This window comes from Brevundimonas sp. KH_060 (assembly GCF_057838275.1).
The window spans coordinates 1,288,428-1,307,787 of sequence record NZ_CM174463.1 but is presented as its reverse complement, the minus strand read 5'-3'; the positions used below and the strand labels follow the sequence as shown (position 1 = coordinate 1,307,787).

18 protein-coding genes are annotated in these 19,360 nt (G+C 67.0%); 10 read left to right on the top strand and 8 right to left on the bottom strand.

Going from position 1 to position 19,360, the window contains the following annotated elements; genetic code table 11:
- The first annotated feature begins 8 nt into the window (after nt 1–8).
- Genes AC3IPP_RS06385 through AC3IPP_RS06375 form a run of 3 tightly spaced genes read left to right on the top strand, consistent with a single transcriptional unit; the run spans nt 9 to nt 4,108 of the window.
- Nucleotides 9–2,240, top strand: a complete 2,232-nt coding sequence (locus AC3IPP_RS06385) for an RNA degradosome polyphosphate kinase (protein WP_087139190.1) — start codon at nt 9–11, stop codon at nt 2,238–2,240.
- A complete protein-coding gene (locus tag AC3IPP_RS06380) occupies nt 2,240–3,730 on the top strand; it encodes a Ppx/GppA phosphatase family protein (RefSeq protein ID WP_489150766.1) in 1,491 nt (496 codons plus the stop codon). Before AC3IPP_RS06385 ends, AC3IPP_RS06380 begins: the two co-directional genes overlap by 1 nt.
- Before the next feature lie 12 nt (nt 3,731–3,742).
- A complete protein-coding gene (locus AC3IPP_RS06375) occupies nt 3,743–4,108 on the top strand; it encodes a VOC family protein (protein ID WP_489150765.1) in 366 nt (121 codons plus the stop codon).
- Between the two features lie 6 nt (nt 4,109–4,114).
- Here AC3IPP_RS06375 and rnd read toward each other — a convergent pair whose 3' ends face one another.
- The gene (gene rnd, locus AC3IPP_RS06370; protein WP_489177452.1) at nt 4,115–5,269 is read right to left on the bottom strand and encodes a ribonuclease D; all 1,155 of its coding nucleotides are present in this window, start codon (nt 5,267–5,269) and stop codon (nt 4,115–4,117) included.
- Nucleotides 5,270–5,350: 81 nt separating this feature from the next.
- Here rnd and purM point away from each other — a divergent pair, with 81 nt between their 5' ends.
- The gene (gene purM / locus AC3IPP_RS06365) at nt 5,351–6,388 is read left to right on the top strand and encodes a phosphoribosylformylglycinamidine cyclo-ligase (protein ID WP_087139193.1); all 1,038 of its coding nucleotides are present in this window, start codon (nt 5,351–5,353) and stop codon (nt 6,386–6,388) included.
- A 117-nt stretch (nt 6,389–6,505) separates the two neighbouring features.
- Here the strand turns inward: purM and AC3IPP_RS06360 are convergent, their stop codons facing one another.
- Nucleotides 6,506–8,098, bottom strand: a complete 1,593-nt coding sequence (locus AC3IPP_RS06360) for a S10 family peptidase (RefSeq protein ID WP_489150763.1) — start codon at nt 8,096–8,098, stop codon at nt 6,506–6,508.
- A gap of 202 nt (nt 8,099–8,300) precedes the next feature.
- Between AC3IPP_RS06360 and purN the strand changes: the two genes are divergently transcribed.
- Together purN and AC3IPP_RS06350 are read left to right on the top strand one after the other, a co-directional pair.
- Complete coding sequence (purN, locus tag AC3IPP_RS06355) at nt 8,301–8,885, top strand: phosphoribosylglycinamide formyltransferase (protein WP_489150762.1); 585 nt, start codon at nt 8,301–8,303, stop codon at nt 8,883–8,885.
- A gap of 116 nt (nt 8,886–9,001) precedes the next feature.
- The gene (locus tag AC3IPP_RS06350) at nt 9,002–11,059 is read left to right on the top strand and encodes a M13 family metallopeptidase (protein WP_489150761.1); all 2,058 of its coding nucleotides are present in this window, start codon (nt 9,002–9,004) and stop codon (nt 11,057–11,059) included.
- Nucleotides 11,060–11,140: 81 nt separating this feature from the next.
- Here the strand turns inward: AC3IPP_RS06350 and AC3IPP_RS06345 are convergent, their stop codons facing one another.
- Together AC3IPP_RS06345 and ndk are read right to left on the bottom strand one after the other, a co-directional pair.
- Complete coding sequence (locus tag AC3IPP_RS06345; RefSeq protein WP_373407951.1) at nt 11,141–11,362, bottom strand: YMGG-like glycine zipper-containing protein; 222 nt, start codon at nt 11,360–11,362, stop codon at nt 11,141–11,143.
- A gap of 208 nt (nt 11,363–11,570) precedes the next feature.
- Nucleotides 11,571–11,990 carry a nucleoside-diphosphate kinase gene (ndk, locus tag AC3IPP_RS06340; protein ID WP_489150760.1) on the bottom strand — a complete coding sequence of 140 codons (420 nt, stop codon included), beginning with the start codon at nt 11,988–11,990 and terminating at the stop codon, nt 11,571–11,573.
- Nucleotides 11,991–12,094: 104 nt separating this feature from the next.
- On the opposite strand from ndk, the gene AC3IPP_RS06335 reads away from it, so the two are divergent.
- Both AC3IPP_RS06335 and AC3IPP_RS06330 read left to right on the top strand, forming a co-directional pair.
- Entirely contained in the window at nt 12,095–13,981 is a 1,887-nt protein-coding gene (locus AC3IPP_RS06335) for an ABC-F family ATP-binding cassette domain-containing protein (RefSeq protein ID WP_489150759.1), read from the top strand.
- Nucleotides 13,981–14,223 carry a DUF2164 family protein gene (locus tag AC3IPP_RS06330; protein ID WP_087139199.1) on the top strand — a complete coding sequence of 81 codons (243 nt, stop codon included), beginning with the start codon at nt 13,981–13,983 and terminating at the stop codon, nt 14,221–14,223. The genes AC3IPP_RS06335 and AC3IPP_RS06330 overlap by 1 nt, the downstream gene beginning before the upstream one ends.
- A 114-nt stretch (nt 14,224–14,337) precedes the next feature.
- On the opposite strand, the gene AC3IPP_RS06325 is transcribed toward AC3IPP_RS06330, so the two are convergent.
- From AC3IPP_RS06325 to AC3IPP_RS06310, 4 genes are read right to left on the bottom strand one after another with little or no spacing between them, the layout of a single operon-like run.
- Nucleotides 14,338–14,640: a hemolysin gene (locus AC3IPP_RS06325; RefSeq protein ID WP_489150758.1), complete on the bottom strand. Its 303-nt coding sequence runs from the start codon at nt 14,638–14,640 to the stop codon at nt 14,338–14,340.
- Between the two features lie 16 nt (nt 14,641–14,656).
- Complete coding sequence (locus AC3IPP_RS06320) at nt 14,657–15,037, bottom strand: hypothetical protein (RefSeq protein ID WP_489150757.1); 381 nt, start codon at nt 15,035–15,037, stop codon at nt 14,657–14,659.
- Nucleotides 14,995–15,456: a DNA polymerase III subunit chi gene (locus AC3IPP_RS06315; RefSeq protein ID WP_087139201.1), complete on the bottom strand. Its 462-nt coding sequence runs from the start codon at nt 15,454–15,456 to the stop codon at nt 14,995–14,997. Before AC3IPP_RS06315 ends, AC3IPP_RS06320 begins: the two co-directional genes overlap by 43 nt.
- A 25-nt stretch (nt 15,457–15,481) precedes the next feature.
- Complete coding sequence (locus AC3IPP_RS06310; RefSeq protein ID WP_489150756.1) at nt 15,482–16,957, bottom strand: leucyl aminopeptidase; 1,476 nt, start codon at nt 16,955–16,957, stop codon at nt 15,482–15,484.
- A 158-nt stretch (nt 16,958–17,115) separates the two neighbouring features.
- Between AC3IPP_RS06310 and AC3IPP_RS06305 the strand changes: the two genes are divergently transcribed.
- Nucleotides 17,116–18,249 (top strand): LptF/LptG family permease, encoded by a 1,134-nt coding sequence (locus AC3IPP_RS06305; protein ID WP_489150755.1) that lies wholly within the window; start codon nt 17,116–17,118, stop codon nt 18,247–18,249.
- Complete coding sequence (gene lptG, locus AC3IPP_RS06300) at nt 18,246–19,349, top strand: LPS export ABC transporter permease LptG (RefSeq protein WP_489150754.1); 1,104 nt, start codon at nt 18,246–18,248, stop codon at nt 19,347–19,349. The genes AC3IPP_RS06305 and lptG overlap by 4 nt, the downstream gene beginning before the upstream one ends.
- The last annotated feature ends 11 nt before the right edge of the window (nt 19,350–19,360 follow it).

Here is a 19,360-nt window from a genome sequence, read left to right as displayed (position 1 = left end):
ACGGAATCATGACTGATCTCGCGCCTATCGCCGTCGACACCACCGGCGAGGAAGTCCCTTCCTCGCGCGCGCCGCAGCTAGAGCTGTCCGAGGCGTTGATGGCCTCGCCCGAGCGGTTCATCAATCGTGAGCAGTCGTGGCTAGCCTTCAACGGTCGGGTGCTGGAAGAGGCGGCGAACGAAGGTCACCCCCTGCTGGAGCGGGTGCGCTTCCTGTCCATCTCGGCCAACAACCTGGACGAGTTCTTCATGACCCGCGTGGCGGGCCTGAAGGGTCAGGTGCGCGAGCGGGTGCGCGTCGTCTCGCCCGACGGCCTGACGCCCGCCGAACAGCTGGAACAGGTCAATGCGGCGGCGGGCGGCCTGATGGCCGAGCAGCAGCGTCAGTGGCGCGTCCTGCGCAAGGAGATGGCCGCCGCCGGCATCGAGATCGTCGAGCGCAGTCGCATCACCAAGACCGAGCGCGAACGGCTGGAGCCGGAATTCCTGAACCAGCTGTTCGCCGTGCTGACGCCAATGGCGATCGACCCGGCGCACCCCTTCCCCTTCCTACCGAACCTGGGCTTCTCGCTGGCGCTGAAGCTGCGGCGCAACAGCGACAACCGCGTCCTCTACGCCCTGGTGCCGGTGCCGACCCAGGTGCGGCGCTTCTGGGCGCTGGCGACGGACGGGCGCTCGACGCCGGGGCGGGCGCGCTACGTCTCGCTGGAAAACCTGCTGCTGCTTTTCATCGACCACATGTTTCCGGGCTGCGAGATCCTGGAAAAGGGTCTGTTCCGCCTGATCCGCGATTCCGACATCGAGATCGAGGAAGAAGCCGAAGATCTGGTCATGGAGTTCGAGGAGGCGTTGAAGCAGCGCCGCATGGGCTCGGTCGTCCGCATCAAGATTCAGGCGGACATGCCCGACGACCTGCGCGACTTCATCATCGCCCAGCTTCACGCCCAGCCGCAGGACGTGGTGCTGGTCGACGGCATGCTGGGGCTGGCCCAACTTTCCGAACTGATCCCCGGCGGCCACCCCGACCTGAAGTTCAAGGGCTATGAGCCGCGCTACCCTGAACGGGTGCGCGACAACGGCGGCGACATCTTCGCGGCAGTCCGAGAAAAGGACATGCTGATCCACCACCCGTTCGAAAGCTTCGACGTAGTGGTCCAGTTCCTGCGTCAGGCCGCGCGCGACCCGCACGTCATCGCCATCAAGCAGACGCTGTATCGCACCTCCAAGGACAGCCCCATCGTCGCCGCCCTGATCGAGGCGGCCGAGAACGGCAAGAACGTCACTGCCCTGGTCGAACTGAAGGCGCGCTTTGACGAAGAGGCCAATCTGCGCTGGGCGCGCCAGATGGAGCGGGCGGGCGTCCACGTCGTCTTCGGTTTCGTGGAGTACAAGACCCACGCCAAGATGAGCGTCGTCGTCCGGCGCGAGGGCGACAACCTGCGCACCTACTGCCACTTCGGCACCGGCAACTATCATCCAGTCACGGCCAAGATCTACACGGACCTGAGCCTGTTCACCTGCGATCAGGCGCTGGGCCGCGATGCAACGCGGGTGTTCAACTACATCACCGGCTATGCGGCGCCGGACGAGTTGGAGGCGCTGGTCGTCTCACCGCTGAACATGAAGACCAGTCTGATCGAGATGATCGGGCGCGAAATGGCCGCCGCCGCCAAGGGCAAGCCCGCCGCCATCTGGGCCAAGATGAACGCCCTGGTCGATCCCGAGATCATCGACGCCCTTTATCGCGCCAGCCAGCAGGGCGTGCGCATCGAACTGGTCATCCGGGGCATCTGCTGCCTGCGCCCCGGCGTGACGGGCCTGTCGGAGAACATCCGGGTCAAGTCGATCGTCGGCCGCTTCCTGGAGCACAGCCGAATCGTCGCCTTCGCCAACGGCCACGACCTGCCCAGCAACCGGGCGCGGGTCTACATCTCCTCAGCCGACTGGATGCCGCGCAACCTGGACCGCCGGGTGGAGGTGATGACGCCGATCCTGAACGCCACCGTCCACGATCAGGTGCTGGATCAGATCATGGTCGCCAATCTGAAGGACGACGCCCAGAGCTGGGTGCTGGCCCCGGACGGCTCCTATCGACGGGTGATCCCCAGCGGGTCGGAGCGGCCCTTCTCGGCGCACAAATACTTCATGACCAACCCCAGCCTGTCGGGCCGCGGCCGCAAGGTAAAGACACTGCCCGGCGCCCTGTCCTATCCGGGCCTCAAGCCGCGGAAGCGCCGCTGATGAGCCCCGAGCGCGAATACGAGTCGAAACAGATCGCCGTCATCGACATCGGCTCCAACTCGGTGCGTCTGGTGCTGTACCGGCTGGAAGGCCGCGCGGTCTGGACCATGTTCAACGAGAAGGTGCTGGCGGGCCTGGGCCGCGATCTGGCCGCCACCCGGCGCCTGTCCGAACCGGGCGTGGTCATGGCCATGACGGCGCTGCGCCGCTTCGCCGCCGTGATCGAGGGCGTCCAGCCGGATCAGGTGCTGGTCGCCGCCACCGCCGCCGTGCGCGAAGCCGAGGACGGACCCCTGTTCTGCGAGCGCGTGGCCGCCGAGACGGGGCTGCGCATCCGCGTCCTCAGCGGCGAGGAAGAGGCGAAGTATTCGGCGCTGGGCGTGCTGGCGGGCGACCCCGGCGCGTGCGGCGTGGCCGCCGACATGGGCGGCGCCAGTCTGGAGCTGACGCGCATCGGCGACGGTCCGCGCGGCAAGGGCGTGACCCTGCCCCTAGGCCCCTTCGCCCTGCTGGACGCCAAGGGCTTCGACGCCGATCGCCTGCGCGGCCGCATCGCCAAACGGCTGGAGCCGATCCAGGACGACTATGCGACCTCGACGCTCTACGCCGTCGGCGGCGCCTGGCGCAGCCTGGCCCAGATGCACATGGCCATGATCGAGCACCCGATCCGCATCGTCCACCAGTATGTCCTGAACGCCGCTGACGCCCGCGATATGGCCCGTCTGGTCGCGCGTCAGTCCCGCGCCTCGCTGGAGAAGCTGCCCGGCCTGTCCAAGCGTCGCGCCGAAACCCTGCCCTACGCCGCCCTGGTGCTGGAAGGGCTGATCGACCGGCTGGGGCTTGGCTCGATCATCTTCTCTGCCTGGGGCGTGCGCGAGGGGCTGCTGTACCACGGCATGGAGCCCGCCATGCGGGCCGTCGACCCCCTGCTGGCCGGGTGTTCAGCCTGGGGCGGCCGCCAGGGCGTGGACCCCGCCCTGCCCCGCGCTCTGGACGGCTGGCTGCAATCGGTCGCCTCGGCGCTGCCTGAAGTGTTCGGCGAGGAGCGTGACGCCCTGCTGACCTCCTCGGTGTGTCGCCTGGCCGATCTGGGCGCACGCCTGCACCCGGACCACCGCACCAATCTGGTGTTCGATCAGGTGCTGTGGTCGCCCATTCCCGGCCAGACCCACGCCGAGCGCGCCTTCATGGCCGTGGCGATAAACGCCCGCTATGGCGGCGAGGCGCGCACGCCCGCGCCGGACACGGTCAACCGCCTGCTGTCGGAGAAGGGCCAGAAGCGCGCTCGCGCCCTGGGCCTAGCCATGCGGTTGGCCTGCGACCTGTCGGGCCGCTCGCCCCAGTTGCTGGCCAACGCCACGGCCACGGTCGAGAAAGGCGCCCTGCGCGTCACGGCCGCCAACGGCTATGCCGACATGCTGCTGGGCGAACAGACGAAACGCCGGGCCAAGGCCCTGGCCGAAGCGATGGATCTGGCGCTGAAAATCTAAGGAGCGACCCTCATGCCCGTGACCGGAATCGGCGGCTTCTTCTTCCGCTCGAAAGACCCCGAGGGTCTGGCCAGATGGTATCTGGATCACCTGGGCGTCGGCGCGCCGGAGGGCGTCTACATCTGGAACCAGGAAGCGGGGCCGACGGTCTTCTCACCATTCAAGGAAGACAGCAACTATTTCGCTGCCGACCATCGCTGGATGCTGAACCTGCGCGTCACCGATCTGGACAGCATGGTCGCCGGTTTCCAGGCGGCGGGCATAGAGGTGCGCGCCGACCCGGACTGGAACGTGCCCGAGATCGGCCGCTTCGTGCGTATCCACGACCCCGAGGGCAATCCCATCGAGCTGTGGGAGCCGGCGTCGCCGCCGGCCTGACGCCCCTCAGCCTTCGATCTCGACCACTTCGACGCGGGCGCCGTTCAGCACCAGGGCGATCTCGCCCTTCTTGAGCTTCAGCGCGTCCTCGCCGAACAGCTGGCGGCGCCAGCCCTTCATGGCTTCGACGTCGGCGTTATCGTTCAGCGCGATCTTCTCCAGATCGGAGACCGTGGCGATCAGCTTGGCCGCCACGCCCGCATTGTCGCTCTTGGCCTTCAGCAGCACCTTCAGCAGTTCGACCACCGAGGGCGGCGCCGGCTGGTTGTTGGCCGGGCGCTCCAGCTTGGGCGCGTGGGCTTCCGGGTCGGCCAGGACGCGCTTCAGCTCCGCCGCCAGCTCCAGCCCCAGACGCGATCCGCCGAAGCCCTTGGGCACCGAGCGCAGGCGATTGAAGGCGTCCGGGTCCGTCGGGGCCTGGACGGCGATCTCGTCGATGGCCTCATCCTTCAGGATGCGGCCGCGCGGTTGATCGCGCTCCTGGGCCGCGCGCTCGCGCCAGACGGCGGTGGCGACGAATGCCGCCAGATATTTGGCGTTGAACTTCTTCGGCTTCAGCCGCTTCCAAGCGTTCTCCGGCGAGGTGTCGTAGAGCGCCGGGTCCGTGACCGCGCTCATTTCCGACATGACCCACTCCAGGCGGCCGTCTTTTTCCAGGCGGTCACGCAGCTTGGGATAGAGCGCCGACAGGTGCGTCACGTCGCCCAGCGCATAGATCAGCTGCGCGTCCGACAGCGGGCGGCGCGCCCAGTCGGTGAAGCGGCTGCCCTTGTCCAGTTCCTGACGCAGCATCTGGCGGACTAGGGCCTCATAGCTGACCTGGTCGCCGAACCCGGCGGCCATGGCGGCGACCTGGGTGTCGAACAGCGGACGCGGCATGGCGCCCAGCTTGTTGAAGATCTCCACGTCCTGTCGGGCGGCGTGGAAGACCTTCAGAATCAATTCGTCCCGCAGGATGTCGAGGAAGGGCGTCATATCCAGCCCCTCCGCCATCGGATCGATGATGGCGGCGTCCGTAGGGGAAGCCGCAGCCTGAATCAGGCACAGCTTGGGCCAGTAGGTCGTTTCCCGCATAAATTCCGTATCAACGGTGATGTACGGGGCCTTGGCCAAACGATCGCAGAAGGCGATCAGCGCGTCATTGGTGGTGATTGGCGTCATTCCGATGCTATAGCCCCGCGCGACGCCGTCGTGGCAAGAGCGCCGCGACATATTTTCGCCCCCGATTTCGAGCCGTGACCGATGAGCGACACCCCTGAGGCCCTGAAAAACGGTCTGACCTACGCCGACGCAGGCGTGGATATCGACGCCGGAGAACAGCTGGTCGACGCGATCAAGCCCCTGGCCAAGTCCACGCGCCGCCCCGGCGCAGAGGCCTCGCTGGGCGGTTTCGGCGCCCTGTTCGACCTGAAGGCCGCCGGTTTTGAAGACCCGCTGATCGTCACCACCACGGACGGCGTCGGCACCAAGCTGAAGATCGCCATCGAAACCGGCCGTCATGACGGCGTGGGCGTCGATCTGGTCGCCATGTGCGTCAACGACCTGCTGGCGCAGGGCGCAGAGCCGCTGATGTTCCTGGACTACTACGCCACCGGCAAACTGGACGTGGACGCCGCGCGCCGCGTCGTCGCCGGCATCGCCGAGGGCTGCCGTCAGTCGGGTAGCGCCCTGGTCGGCGGCGAGACGGCCGAAATGCCGGGCATGTATTCGGGCGGCGACTATGACTTGGCCGGCTTCTCGGTCGGCGCCGTCGAGCGCGGCAAGGTGCTGCCCTATCTGGACCAGCAGAAGCCGGGCGACGTCATCATCGGCCTGGCCTCCTCGGGTCCGCACTCGAACGGCTATTCGCTGATCCGCAAGGTGGTCGAGAAGTCCGGCCTAGCCTGGGGCGACGACGCCCCCTTCGCCAAGGACTGCACCCTGGCCCAGGCCCTGATGGAGCCGACCCGCATCTATGTGAAGCCGGTCCTGCCGCTGATGAAGGCGGACCTGATCAAGGGCGCAGCCCACATCACGGGCGGCGGCCTGATCGAGAACCCGCCGCGCTGCATCGCCGAGGGCCTGGAAGCCAACTTCGACTGGGACGCCTGGCCGATGCCCGCCGTCTTCCAGTGGCTGGGCGAGACGGGCGGCGTTTCGGATCACGAAATGCGCCGTACTTTCAACTGCGGCGTGGGCTTCATCCTGATCGTCGCGCCGGAGAACGTCGAGCCGGTGCTGGCTGCCCTGCTGAACGCAGGCGAAACGGCCTTCGTCTGCGGACAACTGCAGGCGGCGTAAGGCGTCGCCGCTTCGGATAAGACAAAGGCCCCAGTCAGCGACTGGGGCCTTTTTTTGCGCCCGCATTTCTCTACCGCTCACCCCGGCGTCCGCCGGGATGAGCGGAGAGAGGTATCCTTAGCGCAGGCCGCCGTTCTGCGTCTCGTCGTAGAACTTGGCCATGTCGGTGTAGAGCTGCTCCAGCGCCGGGCGGGCCGTGTACATCATGTGGCCGCCTTCATAGTAGGTGAACTCCAGGTTCCCACGCAGGTGCGGCTCCAGCATCATCTGGGCCAGGTCGTATTCCGTGCTGAAGAAGGGCGTGGCGGCGTCGTAATAGCCGTTCAGCGCCAGCACCTTCAGGTGCGGATTGCGGCGGATGGTCGTGGCCAGATCGACCGCCGTGTTCGGCGTGGTCTGCGGACCGCCGACCGGCGGGCGGTGGCTCCAGTCCCAATCGAAGCCCGGCAGGCCGCGCGCCGACTGGCGATAATCCATATCCGTCCGATAGTTCAGCGTCGTGGCCACATAGTCGCGGAAGATGCTGAAATAGGCGCCCGTGATGGCGCTGCTGGAGGGGTCTTCCTCGGGCGCGCCGCCGACCGCATTGGCGTCAATGCCCAGATAGCGGGTGTCCAGACGGCCGACCGTCTGACGACGATCGCGCAGCAACTCCTTGCGGAAGGGGCTGAGTTCAAGACGCAGATTGGCCTGATCCAGCACCGTCGGCGAAATGCCGATCAGGGCGCTCATCTGCTGGGCGATCTGAGCGCGCTCGGCGTCCGAGATCAGATGTCCCTTCGACAGGGCCGCCGCATAGGGGCCGATGGCGAATTCGCGGGCGCGCTGGACGTGTTCTTCCAGGCTGGGCTTGTTCGGGATCTTGTTGTGATACCAGGCCGTCGCCGCATAGGTCGGCAGCAGGGTGACGAAGTTCTGCGGATAGCCCGGCTGGCGCACGCCATAGTTCATGATCGACGACAGCAGGACCACGCCGTTCAGCGACATCCCGCGATCTTCCAGCTGATGCACCAGGGCGCCGGCGCGCAGGGTGCCATAGCTTTCGCCCAGGACGTATTTCGGGCTGGACCAGCGGTCGAACTTGGTCGTGTAGCGCATGATGGCGCGAGCGAACGTATCCGCGTCCTGATCCACGCCCCAGAAAGCCGAGCCCGGCGTCTCGCCCAGCGGACGCGAATAACCGGCGCCGACCATGTCGATGAAGACCAGATCGGTCTTGTCCAGCAGGGTCATGTCGTTGGGCGCGAGGTTGAACGGCCCCGGACGCTCGACCACCGGGGCGTCGGTCTGGACCCGCATCGGGCCGAAGGCGCCCATGTGCAGCCACACCGTCGGCGAGCCCGGCCCGCCGTTGAACATATAGGTGATCGGGCGACGGCCGACCGGCTGACCGTCCAGCGTATAGGCCACGTAAAACAGGCTGGCCGTCGGCATGCCCGCGTCGTTGCGGACCGTCAGAGTGCCCGCCGTGGCCTTGTAGCGCATGGCGCGGCCGTGGGCGGTGATCGAGTGGCTGGTCGTCACCGTCTGCTCATCGGCGCTGGCGCGGGCCCAGTTCTTCTCGATCTGTTCGGCGTTGGCGTTGCGCAGACGTTCGGCCGCCGAGCGGATCGGACCCGAACCGCCGCTGGACGCGGCTTCCTGAGCCATGGAAACGGCCGGCGCGGCCAACAGGGCCGCAGCGCAGGCGGCGGTCAACAGACGACGCATATAGGATACTCCCCCTAGGATGCCGGACTCTCCGGCGGATCGACGCTAGCGCCGCCGTTTCCGAAGAAGCAACGGAGTTTGCGTCAGTTGATCGACATTCATTCGGCGGCGCTGCGCCCTCCCCTTCGCCTTGCAGTCCCTCTTGCTAAGTCGCCTTCGGGGCCGCATGGCAGTCGCGCCTTTTTCAACGCGTGAGCCGCCCATGTCCGTCGCCAAAACCCGCGTCGCCGTCCTGATCTCGGGAACCGGCTCGAACATGGCCAGCCTGATTGCGGCGAGCCAGACGGCGGACGCACCGTATGAGGTCGTGGTCGTCGTCTCCAACATCGCGGGCGCAGGCGGTCTGGCCAAGGCCGAGGCGGCGGGCGTCGAAGCGTTGACCGTCGAACACAAGCCCTTCGGCAAGGACCGAGAAGCGCATGAACGCGCCATCGACGCCCTGCTGGTCGAGCGCGGCGTTCAGGTCGTGGCCCTGGCCGGATACATGCGCCTGCTGACGCCGTGGCTGGTCGGGAAATGGGCGGATCGGATGCTGAACATCCACCCGTCGCTGCTGCCGCTCTATCCCGGCCTGAACACCCACGCCCGCGCCATCGAGGCCGGCGACCTTGAGGCGGGCTGCACCGTCCACATCGTCACCGAGGGCGTCGACGAAGGCCCTGTGCTGGGGCAGGCGCGCGTGCCGATCCTGCCGGGCGACACGCCCGACATCCTGGCCGAACGGGTCAAGGCGGCGGAGCACGGCCTTTATCCCCAGGCGCTCGCCGATTTCGTCCGCCGCGCCTGATCCTTAACGATTTTTAATGCGACAGCCGGTCGCAGGCGGGCGCAGGTTGCCCGCAAGCACGAATGCACCGGCCTTGCGGCGCAATCGCGCATGTCTGCACCACTGGGAAAGACCCGATGATGAAAACCCGCCTGATGGGCGCCGCCGCCATGGCCCTCGCCCTCGCCTTCACGGCTCAACCGACCCTCGCCCAACACGCCCACGCTTCCACGACCGCATCGACCGCCCCCGAAATCAAGCCGTGGGGCTTTGATCTGGACGGCCGCGACCTGACGGTGAAGCCGGGCGACGACTTCAACGCCTACGCCAACGGCGTCTATCTGCGCGACACCGAGATTCCGGCCGACAAGGCCCGTTTCGGCCCGTTCGACGTCCTCTATGAGAACTCGCAGGCCCAGCTCCGCGCCATCATCGAAGCCAGCGCCGCCAACCCCGTCAACGACAACGCCCGCAAGGTCGGCGCCCTGTACGCCAGCTTCATGGACGAAGCCCGCGTCAACCAGCTGGGCGCCCAGCCGCTGGCCGCCGACCTGGCCGCCATCCGCGCCGTGGCGAACCACAGCGACATGGCCCGCCTGATGGGCGCAAGCCACGAAGGTTTCGGCGGCTCCCTGTTCGGGGTGGCCGTGTTCGAAGACCTGCAAGACCCCAACGTCAACTCGGCCTATCTGGGTCAGGGCGGTCTGGGCCTGCCGGATCGCGACTATTACCTGAAGCCCGACTTCGCCACGCAGCGCGAAGCCTATGTCGTCTATGTGACCCGCGCCCTGACCGCCGCCGGTTGGGACAACCCGGCCCAGGCCGCCGCCGACATCCTGGCCTTCGAGATCAAGGTGGCCGAAAAGCACTGGACCACAGTCGAGCGTCGCCAGATCGACAAGATCTACAACCCGACCGCCGTCTCGCAACTGTCAACCTTCGCGCCGGGCTTCGACTGGGCCGCCTTCCTGCAGGCGTCGAAGGTCGAAAGCGTGCCGACCCTGGTGCTGATGGAAAACACCGCCATCCCCGGCATCGCCCAGGTGTTCGCCGACACCCCAATCGAGACGCTGAAGGCCTGGCAGGCCTTCCAGACCGTCGATCAGGCCAGCCCCTATCTGTCCGACGCCTTCGTCGACTCGCGCTTCGAGTTCCGCGGCAAGACCCTGCGCGGTCAGCCCGAGAACCGCCCGCGCTGGAACCGCGGCGTCGCCCTGGTCGACGGCCAGCTGGGCGAGGTGCTGGGTCAGGAATACGTCCGCCTGCACTTCCCGGCTTCGTCCAAGACGCAGATGGAGCAGTTGGTCGCCAACCTCAGCGCCGCCATGACCGAGCGCCTGAAGGCCCTGGACTGGATGAGCGAGCCTACGCGCGAACAGGCTCTGCTGAAGATGTCCAAGTTCGGCGTGAAGATCGGCTATCCCGAGAAATGGCGCAGCTATGACGGGCTGGAGCTGACGGCGGGCGACCTCTACGGCAACGTCGAGCGCGCCTCCGCCTTCGACTGGGCCTGGAACCGCAGCAAGATCGGCCAGCCGGTCGATCCGCTGGAGTGGGGCATGACGCCCCAGACGGTGAACGCCTATTACAACCCGCCGCGCAACGAGATCGTCTTCCCGGCCGCCATCCTGCAGGCGCCCTTCTTCGACCCGAACGCCGATCCGGCGGTCAACTACGGCGGTATCGGCGCCGTGATCGGCCACGAGATCACCCACGGCTTCGACGACCAGGGCCGCAAGACCGACGCCAACGGCGTGCTGCGCGACTGGTGGACGCCCGAGGACGCCGCCCGCTTCGAGGAACGCGCCAAGACCCTGGGCGCCATCTACGCCGCTGAAGAGCCGATCCCCGGCACGCCCATCAACGGCGACCTGACCATGGGCGAGAACATCGCCGACCTGGGCGGCCTGCTGATGGCGCTGGACGCCTACAACCGCAGCCTGAACGGCCAGCCGGCCCCGGTGATCGACGGCCTGACCGGCGAGCAGCGCGTCTTCCTGGGCTGGGCCCAGGTGTGGCGTGAGAAGTCGCGTGAAGAGGCTCTGAAAGAGCAGCTGACCACCGACCCGCACTCGCCCGGCATGGCGCGCGCCGCCACCCCGCCGCGCAACATCGACGCCTGGTACGCCGCCTTCGGCGTCACCCCGGATCAGGCCGAGTTCATCGCCCCCGAAAAGCGCGCCCGCATCTGGTAAGCGGCGCGTCCGGCGACGGACAAAAGGAAAGGGCGTCGGCTTCGCGGCCGACGCCCTTTTTCTTGCCGTGCGGCGAAAGCCTTATTCGTGCGGCTTCCTCGGCGTGGTGGCGGCGCCCGCGACAGCGCCGATGACGCCGCCGGCGACCGTCGCGCCGGTGTTGCCGCCGATAGCCTGTCCGGCGACCGCGCCGCCCAGAGCGCCCGTGGCGGCGCGTTGTTCCGTTGTCGTGCCGCAGGCGGCCAGCAAGGCCGTCAGGCCGATCACCGGGGCGAGTTTCAGCATCGTCTTCATAATGGTCATCCTTGTTCTTATTCGAGAGACAGCGTGACCATGAAAACGAAACGGCCCGCCCCCGGTTCCGGGAGCGGGCCGAATTGTCACACAGCTTGACCGCAAACGATCAGGCCGCGTCGGGTCGAAAAGGCGAAGCCTTTTGACCGCGGCCCATAAATCAGGGCCGCGTCGGGTCGGGAGCTCCCGAAGGGCCGACGAGCGCGGCCCTTCAAGATCAGCCGACGATGTCGGCGTCCGTGAAGAACTGGGCGATCTCGATGCCGGCGTTTTCCAGCGAGTCCGAACCGTGGACCGAGTTCTCGCCGATCGACAGGGCGAACAGCTTGCGGATGGTGCCTTCAGCGGCGTCGTTCGGGTTGGTGGCGCCCATGACTTCGCGGTACTTGGCGACGGCGTTGTCGCCTTCCAGCACCTGCACGACGACCGGCTCGGCGATCATCTGCGAAACCAGTTCGCCGTAGAAGGGACGCTCGGCGTGCACTTCATAGAATTTCTTGGCTTGAGCTTCGGTCAGCTTGATGCGGCGTTGAGCCACGATACGCAGGCCAGCGCCTTCGATGACGGCGTTGATGGCGCCCGTCAGGTTGCGGCGGGTGGCGTCCGGCTTGATGATCGAGAACGTACGTTCGGTCATGGGAGTGACTTCTTGTTTGGGAGTTTGAGGGTCGGCGGCTTATAGCGAGCGCCGCACATCTTTCCAATATCCCCGCGCGTACGCCTTTTTTCTTTCCGGTTGCCATGCTGCAGATCAAAAACCTGACCTACAACGCCTGGGGCCGCGAGTTCCTGGACGACGCCTCCGTCAGCCTGCCGCCGGGGTCCAAGGTGGGCCTGGTCGGCCGCAACGGCATCGGCAAGTCGACGCTGTTCAAGCTGATCCTGGGCGAGCTGGCCGCCAACGGCGACGAAATCTCCCTGCCCAAGACCGCGCGCATCGGCTCGGTCGATCAGGAACACCCCGCAACGCCCGTCAGCGTGCTGGACACCATTCTGGAAGCCGACGTCGAACGCCACGACCTGCTGACCCGGCTGGAAACCGCCGAGCCCGAGGACATGGGCGAGATCTGGGGCCGCCTGATCGAGATCGACGCCGACAGCGCCCCTGCCCGCGCGTCCGAAATCCTGGCCGGTCTGGGCTTCAGCCACGACGACATCCTGCGCCCGATGGCCGAGTTCTCGGGCGGGTGGCGGATGCGCGTCGCATTGGCCGCCGCCCTGTTCGCCGAGCCGGACATGCTGCTGCTGGACGAACCGACCAACTACCTCGATCTGGAAGGCGCCCTGTGGCTGGAGCAGCGGCTGAAGCGCTATCCGCACACCGCCCTGATCATCAGCCACGACCGCGAACTGCTGAACGGCGTCTGCACCCACATCCTGCAACTGTCGAACCGCAAGCTGGAACTCTACACCGGCAACTACGACACCTTCGAAAAGACGCGGGCCGAGAAGCTGCGCCTGATGGAGGCCAACAAGTCCAAGCAGGACGCCGAGCGCGCCCACCTGCAGAAGTTCATCGACCGCTTCAAGGCCAAGGCGTCCAAGGCCACCCAGGCCCAGTCGCGCGTCAAGCGGCTGGAGAAGATGCAGCGCATCGAACTGCCGCCGGAAGAACGCGTCGCCCCCTTCACCCTGCCCTCGCCGGAACGCCCCCTGCCCCCGCCGCTGATCCGGCTGGAGAAGGCCAACGTCGGCTATGAGCCGGGCAAGCCGATCCTGAAGAACCTGAACCTGCGGATGGACCTGGACGACCGCATCGGCCTGCTGGGCGTCAACGGGGCGGGCAAGTCGACCTTCGCCAAACTGATCGCCAAGGCCCTGACCGTCGAGACGGGCGAGTTCCATCGCGACGGCAAGATGCGCGTGGGCTGGTTCCACCAGCACCAGATCGAGGCGATGGACCCGACCGACACGCCGCTGGAGATCATCCGCCGCGCCATGCCGGACGCCTCGGAAAGCAGCCGCCGCAGCCGTCTGGCGCAGTTCGGCCTGCCGTTCGAGAAGCAGGAGACCACCGTCGCATCGCTGTCGGGCGGCGAGCGGGCGCGCCTGCTGCTGAACCTGGTGGCGATGGATGCGCCGCACATCCTGATTCTGGACGAACCGACCAACCACCTGGACATCGACAGCCGCCGCGCCCTGCTGGACGCGCTGAACGAATATACCGGCGCTGTGATCCTGATCACCCACGACCGCTCGCTGATGGAGCTGGTGGCCGACCGCCTGTGGCTGGCCGCCGACGGGTCGGTGAAGCCGTTCGACGGCGACATGGACGACTATCAGAAGTTCGTCCTCGACCGCGCCAAACAGGCGGGCATGAAGCCCAGCCAGGTCAAGCATGAGGAAGCCGTGGCCGAGGCGTCCGCGCCCGCCCCCACGCCCAAGGCCGAGAAGAAGAAGGGACCGTCGCCCTCAACCCTGCGTCATGCGGTGAAGAAGGCGGAAGAGAAGATGGCCCAGCTGACCGCCGATCTGGCGCGTCTGGACGACGACCTGGCCAACGCCGCCGTCAATGATCCGAAAAAGCTGGAAGGCCTGACCCGTTCGCGCGCCAAGACCCAGACCGATCTGGATCAGGCCGAGGTCGACTGGATCGCTGCCGAAGAGGCCCTGGCCGAGGTGTCCTGATGAGCAAGACGCCGCCCCTGCTGACCAAGGACGAGATGCAGGAAGCGTCCGCCCGGCTGCGCGCCTACCTGCGCGACGAGCTGGAGGTGGAGGTTGGCCAGTTGCCCGCCGAAATGCTGGTGGAGTTCATCGGCCGGGACATCGGCCGTCTGTTCTACAATCGCGGCCTGCGCGATGCGGAGACCGTGGTGCGCCAGAAGGTAGAGGACGTCGCCGACGCCCTCTACGGCCTGGAGCGATAGTCATCCCGCTCACCCCGGCGGACGCCGGGGCCCAGTGAGAACTTCATCCTCTGCGCTTGCAGCCAAAGCACTGGATCCCGGCGTCCGCCGGGATGAGCGGATATTCTATGAGCTTCAGCCGCAGCTGACGCGCGTCACGACGTTGGTCTTATCGTCGTAGGTGAAGGTCACACGGTTGTCGCGATAATCCATGGTCGCCGCGCAAGTGCTGCACAGGACGCGGAAGATGCGGCCTTCCGGCGCGGTCGGAATGGTCGAACGATTGCGGCCGACATAGTCCTGATAGTCGCTGGCCTTGCAGGCGACGGGCGTCGCTTCGCCGCCGGGCGTCGGCGTCGCGCCGCCGCCCTGGGTCGGGGCGCAGGCGGCCAGGGCGAGGAAGCTCACAGCGGCGCTCAGGGTCAGAATCGTCTTCATGGCGGCGTCCTTTCGATCAGCCGCAGCGAACCTGTTCGACCAGGCCCGTCTGCTGATTGTAGAAAATATTCAAGCGGTAAGGCGAATAATCTTCGGTCACGGGACAGGTCGTGCAAGCAACGCGACGGTTCACCACATCCACCGGAACGGGAATCTGGCTGCGCGGTTTCCCGACCAGCCACTGAAGCTCGCCGGCCTTGCACATGTCGCCGTCGATGCTGCGGACGCCCGGTTCGGAAAGATAGGGCCGTTCGGTCGAGGAGACCGGCGTCCTGATGGGCGCCGTCGGCTGGCCGGCGTGCCGGGCGGGCGGCGAGGCGCAGGCCGACAGGGCGACGAGGCCTACGCCCAGGATCAGGCCGCCTTTTCCCAGCGGCCCTCGTCCGATTGTTTCCAATAGGCCAGGTCGGCGCCGTCCGCCTTCAGCGTCCGCCAGCGCCCGCGCGCATGGTTCAGCGCCTGCTCGTCCCGACCGTCGAAGATGATGAAGCAACGTGCGAACTCCTGCGTGGCCCCAAGCTCTGAGTCATCGACGATGAACAGCGCCTGAGCGCCATTCAGATTCTCGCCTGATTCGGACAGGAGCACAGGTTGGCGCGCGGCATGGTCGCCGTCAGCCCGTCCGTGAGGCAGGAAGCTGTCGTCGCGATAGGTCCACAACAGCTCGTCGATGTCGTCGAGCCGGTGCGAGGCCGCTCCGCGGATCAGGGCGCGCCAGCCCCGCTGAAGCGTGCGCTCCAGCAAGGTCGGCAGCACCTGATCCAGCGTCGAGCGCTCCAGGTGGTAGAACCAGATTTCCGGCTTGGCGTCAGACACCCGGCCCTACCTTCCTGAACTGAGATCAGCCTTCGTAATGGTCGGCGACCATGCGGTCGAGCAGACGCACGCCATAGCCCACGGCGCCGTCCGGCACGGTCGGGTTCTTGGAGTCCTTCACCCAGGCGGTCGACGCGATATCGATGTGCGCCCACGGCGTGCCGTTGGTGAAGCGTTGCAGGAACAGGGCGGCGGTGATCGAGCCGCCGGCGCGGCCGTTGCCCATGTTCTTCACATCGGCGATCGGGCTGTCGATGTGACGCTCGTATTCCGCCGGGATCGGCAGGAGCCAGGACTTCTCGCCCACCTTCGGACCGGCGTCGGCGATGTTGGCGGCCAGTTCGTCGCTGTTGGTGAAGACGCCCGCGTATTCCAGGCCCAGCGAGATGATGATGGCGCCCGTCAGGGTGGCCAGGTCGATCATGAACTTCGGCTTGAAGCGATCCTGCGTGTACCAGAGGGCGTCGGCCAGAACGAGGCGGCCCTCGGCGTCGGTGTTCAGCACTTCGATGGTCTGGCCCGACATGGAGGTGACCACGTCGCCCGGACGCTGGGCGGCGCCGTCAGGCATGTTCTCGACCAGGCCGAGGACGCCGACGACGTTGACCTTGGCCTTGCGGCCCGCCAGGGCGTGCATCAGGCCGGCCACGGCGGCGGCGCCGCCCATGTCCCACTTCATCTCTTCCATGCCGTCGGCGGGCTTCAGGCTGATGCCGCCGGTGTCGAAGCAGACGCCCTTGCCGACGAAGGCGATGGGGGCCTCGCCTTCCTTGCCGCCGTTCCACTGGATCACGGCCAGCTGGCTTTCACGCACCGAGCCCATGCCGACGCCGAGCAGCGAGCCCATGCCCAGCTTCTCCATCTCGGCCTCGCCCAGGATCTCCACCTTGGCGCCCAGGACCTCAAGCTCCTTCACGCGGCGCGCGAACTCAGCCGGGTACAGGATGTTGGCGGGCTCAGACACCAGATCGCGCGAGAACAGCACGGCGTCGGCCACGGCCGACAGCGGGGCGAAGGCGGCCTCGGCGGCCTTCACATCCGAGGTCACGACGCGCACGGTCGTCACCGACGGGATTTTCTCGGCCTTCTGCTTGGTCAGGTATTTGGCGAAGCGGTAGGCGGCCAGGCGCACGGCGAAACCGGCGCGGGCGGCCAGTTCCGGCGACAGATGCGAGGCGTCAATGGTCAGGACTTCGGCGCCCGACATCTTGGCGGCGTGATAGGCGGCGGCGGCGGCGGTTTCGATCGCCAGATCGTCCAGCTTGTCGGCCGCGCCTGCGCCGACCAGCAGAACCGCGTTGGCGTCGATGCCGGCCGGAGCGGCGACGTTCAGGCTGCTGTTGGCGGCGCCGGTGAAGCGGCTGTTCTTCATCGCCTTGGCCAGAGCGCCCGAGGCGGCCTGATCCAGCGCCGAACCGGCGCCCGCGAGGGCTCTTCCTTCATGCACCAGCACGGCAAGAATTTCGGCGGCGCTCGACGAAGCGACGAATTCGATTTTCATGAAACTGACTCCAGACCGAGAAAACACGCCTCGGCCACGCTTGAATTTGCCATGGTCGCGGCGACGGTTTCGTCGGGGCGGCCGGATGTGTATTACATGGCTCGCATCGCCCTGGGCTGCAACACGTTCGCAGCCGATTATACGACCTTACCCGCCGCATGACCCTGATTCAGAGGTATCTTTTCCGCCAGATCGGCCTGCCCATCGTGGCGGCGGTCGCGGCGCTGGCCGGGATCGGCCTGCTGAGTCAGAGCCTTGACCAATTGGAGGTCATCGTCGAGCGCGGCCAAAGCGTCTGGGTCATGGTCAAATTGACCCTGCTGGCCCTGCCGCAGCTGATCGCAGTCATCCTGCCCATCGGCCTGTTCGTCGGCGCCCTGATCGCCCTGACGCGGCTGCAGCGCGAGCAGGAGCTGACCGCCGCCTACGCCGCCGGGGTCAGCCGCTGGGCCCTGATCCGGCCCGCTCTGCAGATCGCCCTGATCGTCACGGTCGTCGCCCTGCTGGTGAATGTCTTCGTCCAGCCCTGGGCCCAGCGCGAGGGCCGGCGCCAAGCCTTCGCCATCCGCACCGACCTGGCCGCCCTGCTGGTCGAGGAAGGCCGTTTTGTTCAAGGACCGGACGGCCTGACCGTCTACGTCCAGCAGATCGAGCAGAACGGTCTGATGAAGAACCTCTTCGTCTATCTGGACAACGGCAAGACGGTCACGACCTGGGACGCCGAGACGGCGCGCTTCGGCCGCGTCGACGGCCTGCCGGTGCTGACCATGCAGAACGGGTCGATGCAGCGCTATTCCTCACGCGAGGTGCTGAACCAGCTGTCGTTCGACCAGCAGGTGTTCGACCTGTCGCCCTACGCCAAGACCACCGAGCGCATCCGCTTCAAGCCGTCGGACCTGTGGCTGACGGACCTGTTCGACCCGACCCCCGCCCTGCTGGAAAGCGCCGGAACGCGCGGCGAGCTGGCGGCCGAGGGCCATTCGCGTCTGGCCTCGCCCCTCTACGCCCTGGCGGCCATGGCTTTTGCTCTGGCGGCCATCCTGGGCGGCGCCTTCAGCCGCAGCGGCTACGCCGGGCGCATCGCCAAGGCCGCGGGAGCCTTCCTGGTCCTGCGCGTCATCGGTTACGGCCTGGTGGCGGGCAGCGCCTGGAACGGCTCGCTGAACATCCTGCAATACGTCGTGCCGCTGGCCGCTACCTTCCTGGCGCTGCGCGTCCTGTTCCGCGCGCTGAAGCCGCGCCGTCGCCGCACCTGGGCGCCGCTGGACCGCCTGAAGGCGAGGTTCGCATGAAGCTCCGCCTCGGACGTATCGAACGCTATGTGCTGATCCAGCAGATGAAGTCGCTGGGCATGGCGCTGGCCGTCATCGCCGCCCTGGTCATGCTGATCGACTTCGTCGAGGTGTCGCGCGGGCTGAACTCGTCCGGCGAACTGTCAGGCGGGCGCATCCTGGGTCTGGTGCTGGTCAAATCGCCTTCGGTGATCGTGCAGCTTCTGCCCTTCGTCTTCCTGTTCGGGACGCTGGGCGCCTTCGTCAGCCTGAACCGGCGCAGCGAGTTGATCGCCATGCGGGCGGCGGGCGTCTCGGCCTGGCGCTTCGTGCTGCCGGCGGCGGGCGCGGCCGTGGCGCTAGGCGTTCTGACCGTCACGGTGCTGGGACCGATGGCGGCCGCCGGCGACGGCATCTGGCAGCGTGAGCGCGCGCGTATCTCCGGCTCAGTTCCCGGCAGCGAATCGGGCGAAGCGGTCTGGCTGCGCGAAGGCGACGCCAACCGGCAGATGATCATTCGCGGCAGCCGTCAGGAGCAGGCCAGCGGGCGCCTGCTGGACGCGACCTTCTTCATCTACACCACGACCTCGACCGGCCGCCGTGTCTTCACCGAGCGAATCGACGCCGCCACCGCCACGCTCAACGCCGGTCGCTGGCGCCTGACCGACGCGGCGGGCGCGCAGACGGGCCAGCGGGCCGTGCGCTACGCCACCCTCGACCTGCCGTCCAACCTGGCCGACGAAGAGGCCTTCCAGCGCTTCGCCCGACCGCAGTCGACGCCCTTCTGGTCCCTACCCAATCAGATTCGCCGCATCGAGGACGCGGGCTTCGCCTCGACCGCCTATCAGCTGCGGCTGCAACAGCTCCTGGCCACGCCGCTGATCTTCGGCGCCATGTCGATTCTGGCGGCGGCCTTCTCGCTGCGGCTGATGCGACTAGGCGATCTGGCGCGCATGACGGTGGCGGCCGTGGTGCTGGGCTTCGCCTTCTTCTTCCTGAACCAGTTCTCTTCGGCCATGGGCTCGGCCGAGGTCGTTCCTCCGATCGTCGCCGCCTGGCTGCCGCCTATATTGACGGCTCTCGCCGCCTTTACCTTGCTGTTCTATACCGAAGACGGCTAATCGAGCGGTTT

What these genes read in the sequence shown, in the direction of transcription:
- AC3IPP_RS06385 (WP_087139190.1), top strand. Translation starts at nt 9, where the DNA reads ATGACTGATCTCGCGCCTATCGCCGTCGACACCACCGGCGAGGAAGTC.
- AC3IPP_RS06380 (WP_489150766.1), top strand. Translation starts at nt 2,240, where the DNA reads ATGAGCCCCGAGCGCGAATACGAGTCGAAACAGATCGCCGTCATCGAC.
- AC3IPP_RS06375 (WP_489150765.1), top strand. Translation starts at nt 3,743, where the DNA reads ATGCCCGTGACCGGAATCGGCGGCTTCTTCTTCCGCTCGAAAGACCCC.
- rnd (WP_489177452.1), bottom strand. Translation starts at nt 5,269, where the DNA reads ATGACGCCAATCACCACCAATGACGCGCTGATCGCCTTCTGCGATCGT.
- purM (WP_087139193.1), top strand. Translation starts at nt 5,351, where the DNA reads ATGAGCGACACCCCTGAGGCCCTGAAAAACGGTCTGACCTACGCCGAC.
- AC3IPP_RS06360 (WP_489150763.1), bottom strand. Translation starts at nt 8,098, where the DNA reads ATGCGTCGTCTGTTGACCGCCGCCTGCGCTGCGGCCCTGTTGGCCGCG.
- purN (WP_489150762.1), top strand. Translation starts at nt 8,301, where the DNA reads ATGTCCGTCGCCAAAACCCGCGTCGCCGTCCTGATCTCGGGAACCGGC.
- AC3IPP_RS06350 (WP_489150761.1), top strand. Translation starts at nt 9,002, where the DNA reads ATGATGAAAACCCGCCTGATGGGCGCCGCCGCCATGGCCCTCGCCCTC.
- AC3IPP_RS06345 (WP_373407951.1), bottom strand. Translation starts at nt 11,362, where the DNA reads ATGACCATTATGAAGACGATGCTGAAACTCGCCCCGGTGATCGGCCTG.
- ndk (WP_489150760.1), bottom strand. Translation starts at nt 11,990, where the DNA reads ATGACCGAACGTACGTTCTCGATCATCAAGCCGGACGCCACCCGCCGC.
- AC3IPP_RS06335 (WP_489150759.1), top strand. Translation starts at nt 12,095, where the DNA reads ATGCTGCAGATCAAAAACCTGACCTACAACGCCTGGGGCCGCGAGTTC.
- AC3IPP_RS06330 (WP_087139199.1), top strand. Translation starts at nt 13,981, where the DNA reads ATGAGCAAGACGCCGCCCCTGCTGACCAAGGACGAGATGCAGGAAGCG.
- AC3IPP_RS06325 (WP_489150758.1), bottom strand. Translation starts at nt 14,640, where the DNA reads ATGAAGACGATTCTGACCCTGAGCGCCGCTGTGAGCTTCCTCGCCCTG.
- AC3IPP_RS06310 (WP_489150756.1), bottom strand. Translation starts at nt 16,957, where the DNA reads ATGAAAATCGAATTCGTCGCTTCGTCGAGCGCCGCCGAAATTCTTGCC.
- AC3IPP_RS06305 (WP_489150755.1), top strand. Translation starts at nt 17,116, where the DNA reads ATGACCCTGATTCAGAGGTATCTTTTCCGCCAGATCGGCCTGCCCATC.
- lptG (WP_489150754.1), top strand. Translation starts at nt 18,246, where the DNA reads ATGAAGCTCCGCCTCGGACGTATCGAACGCTATGTGCTGATCCAGCAG.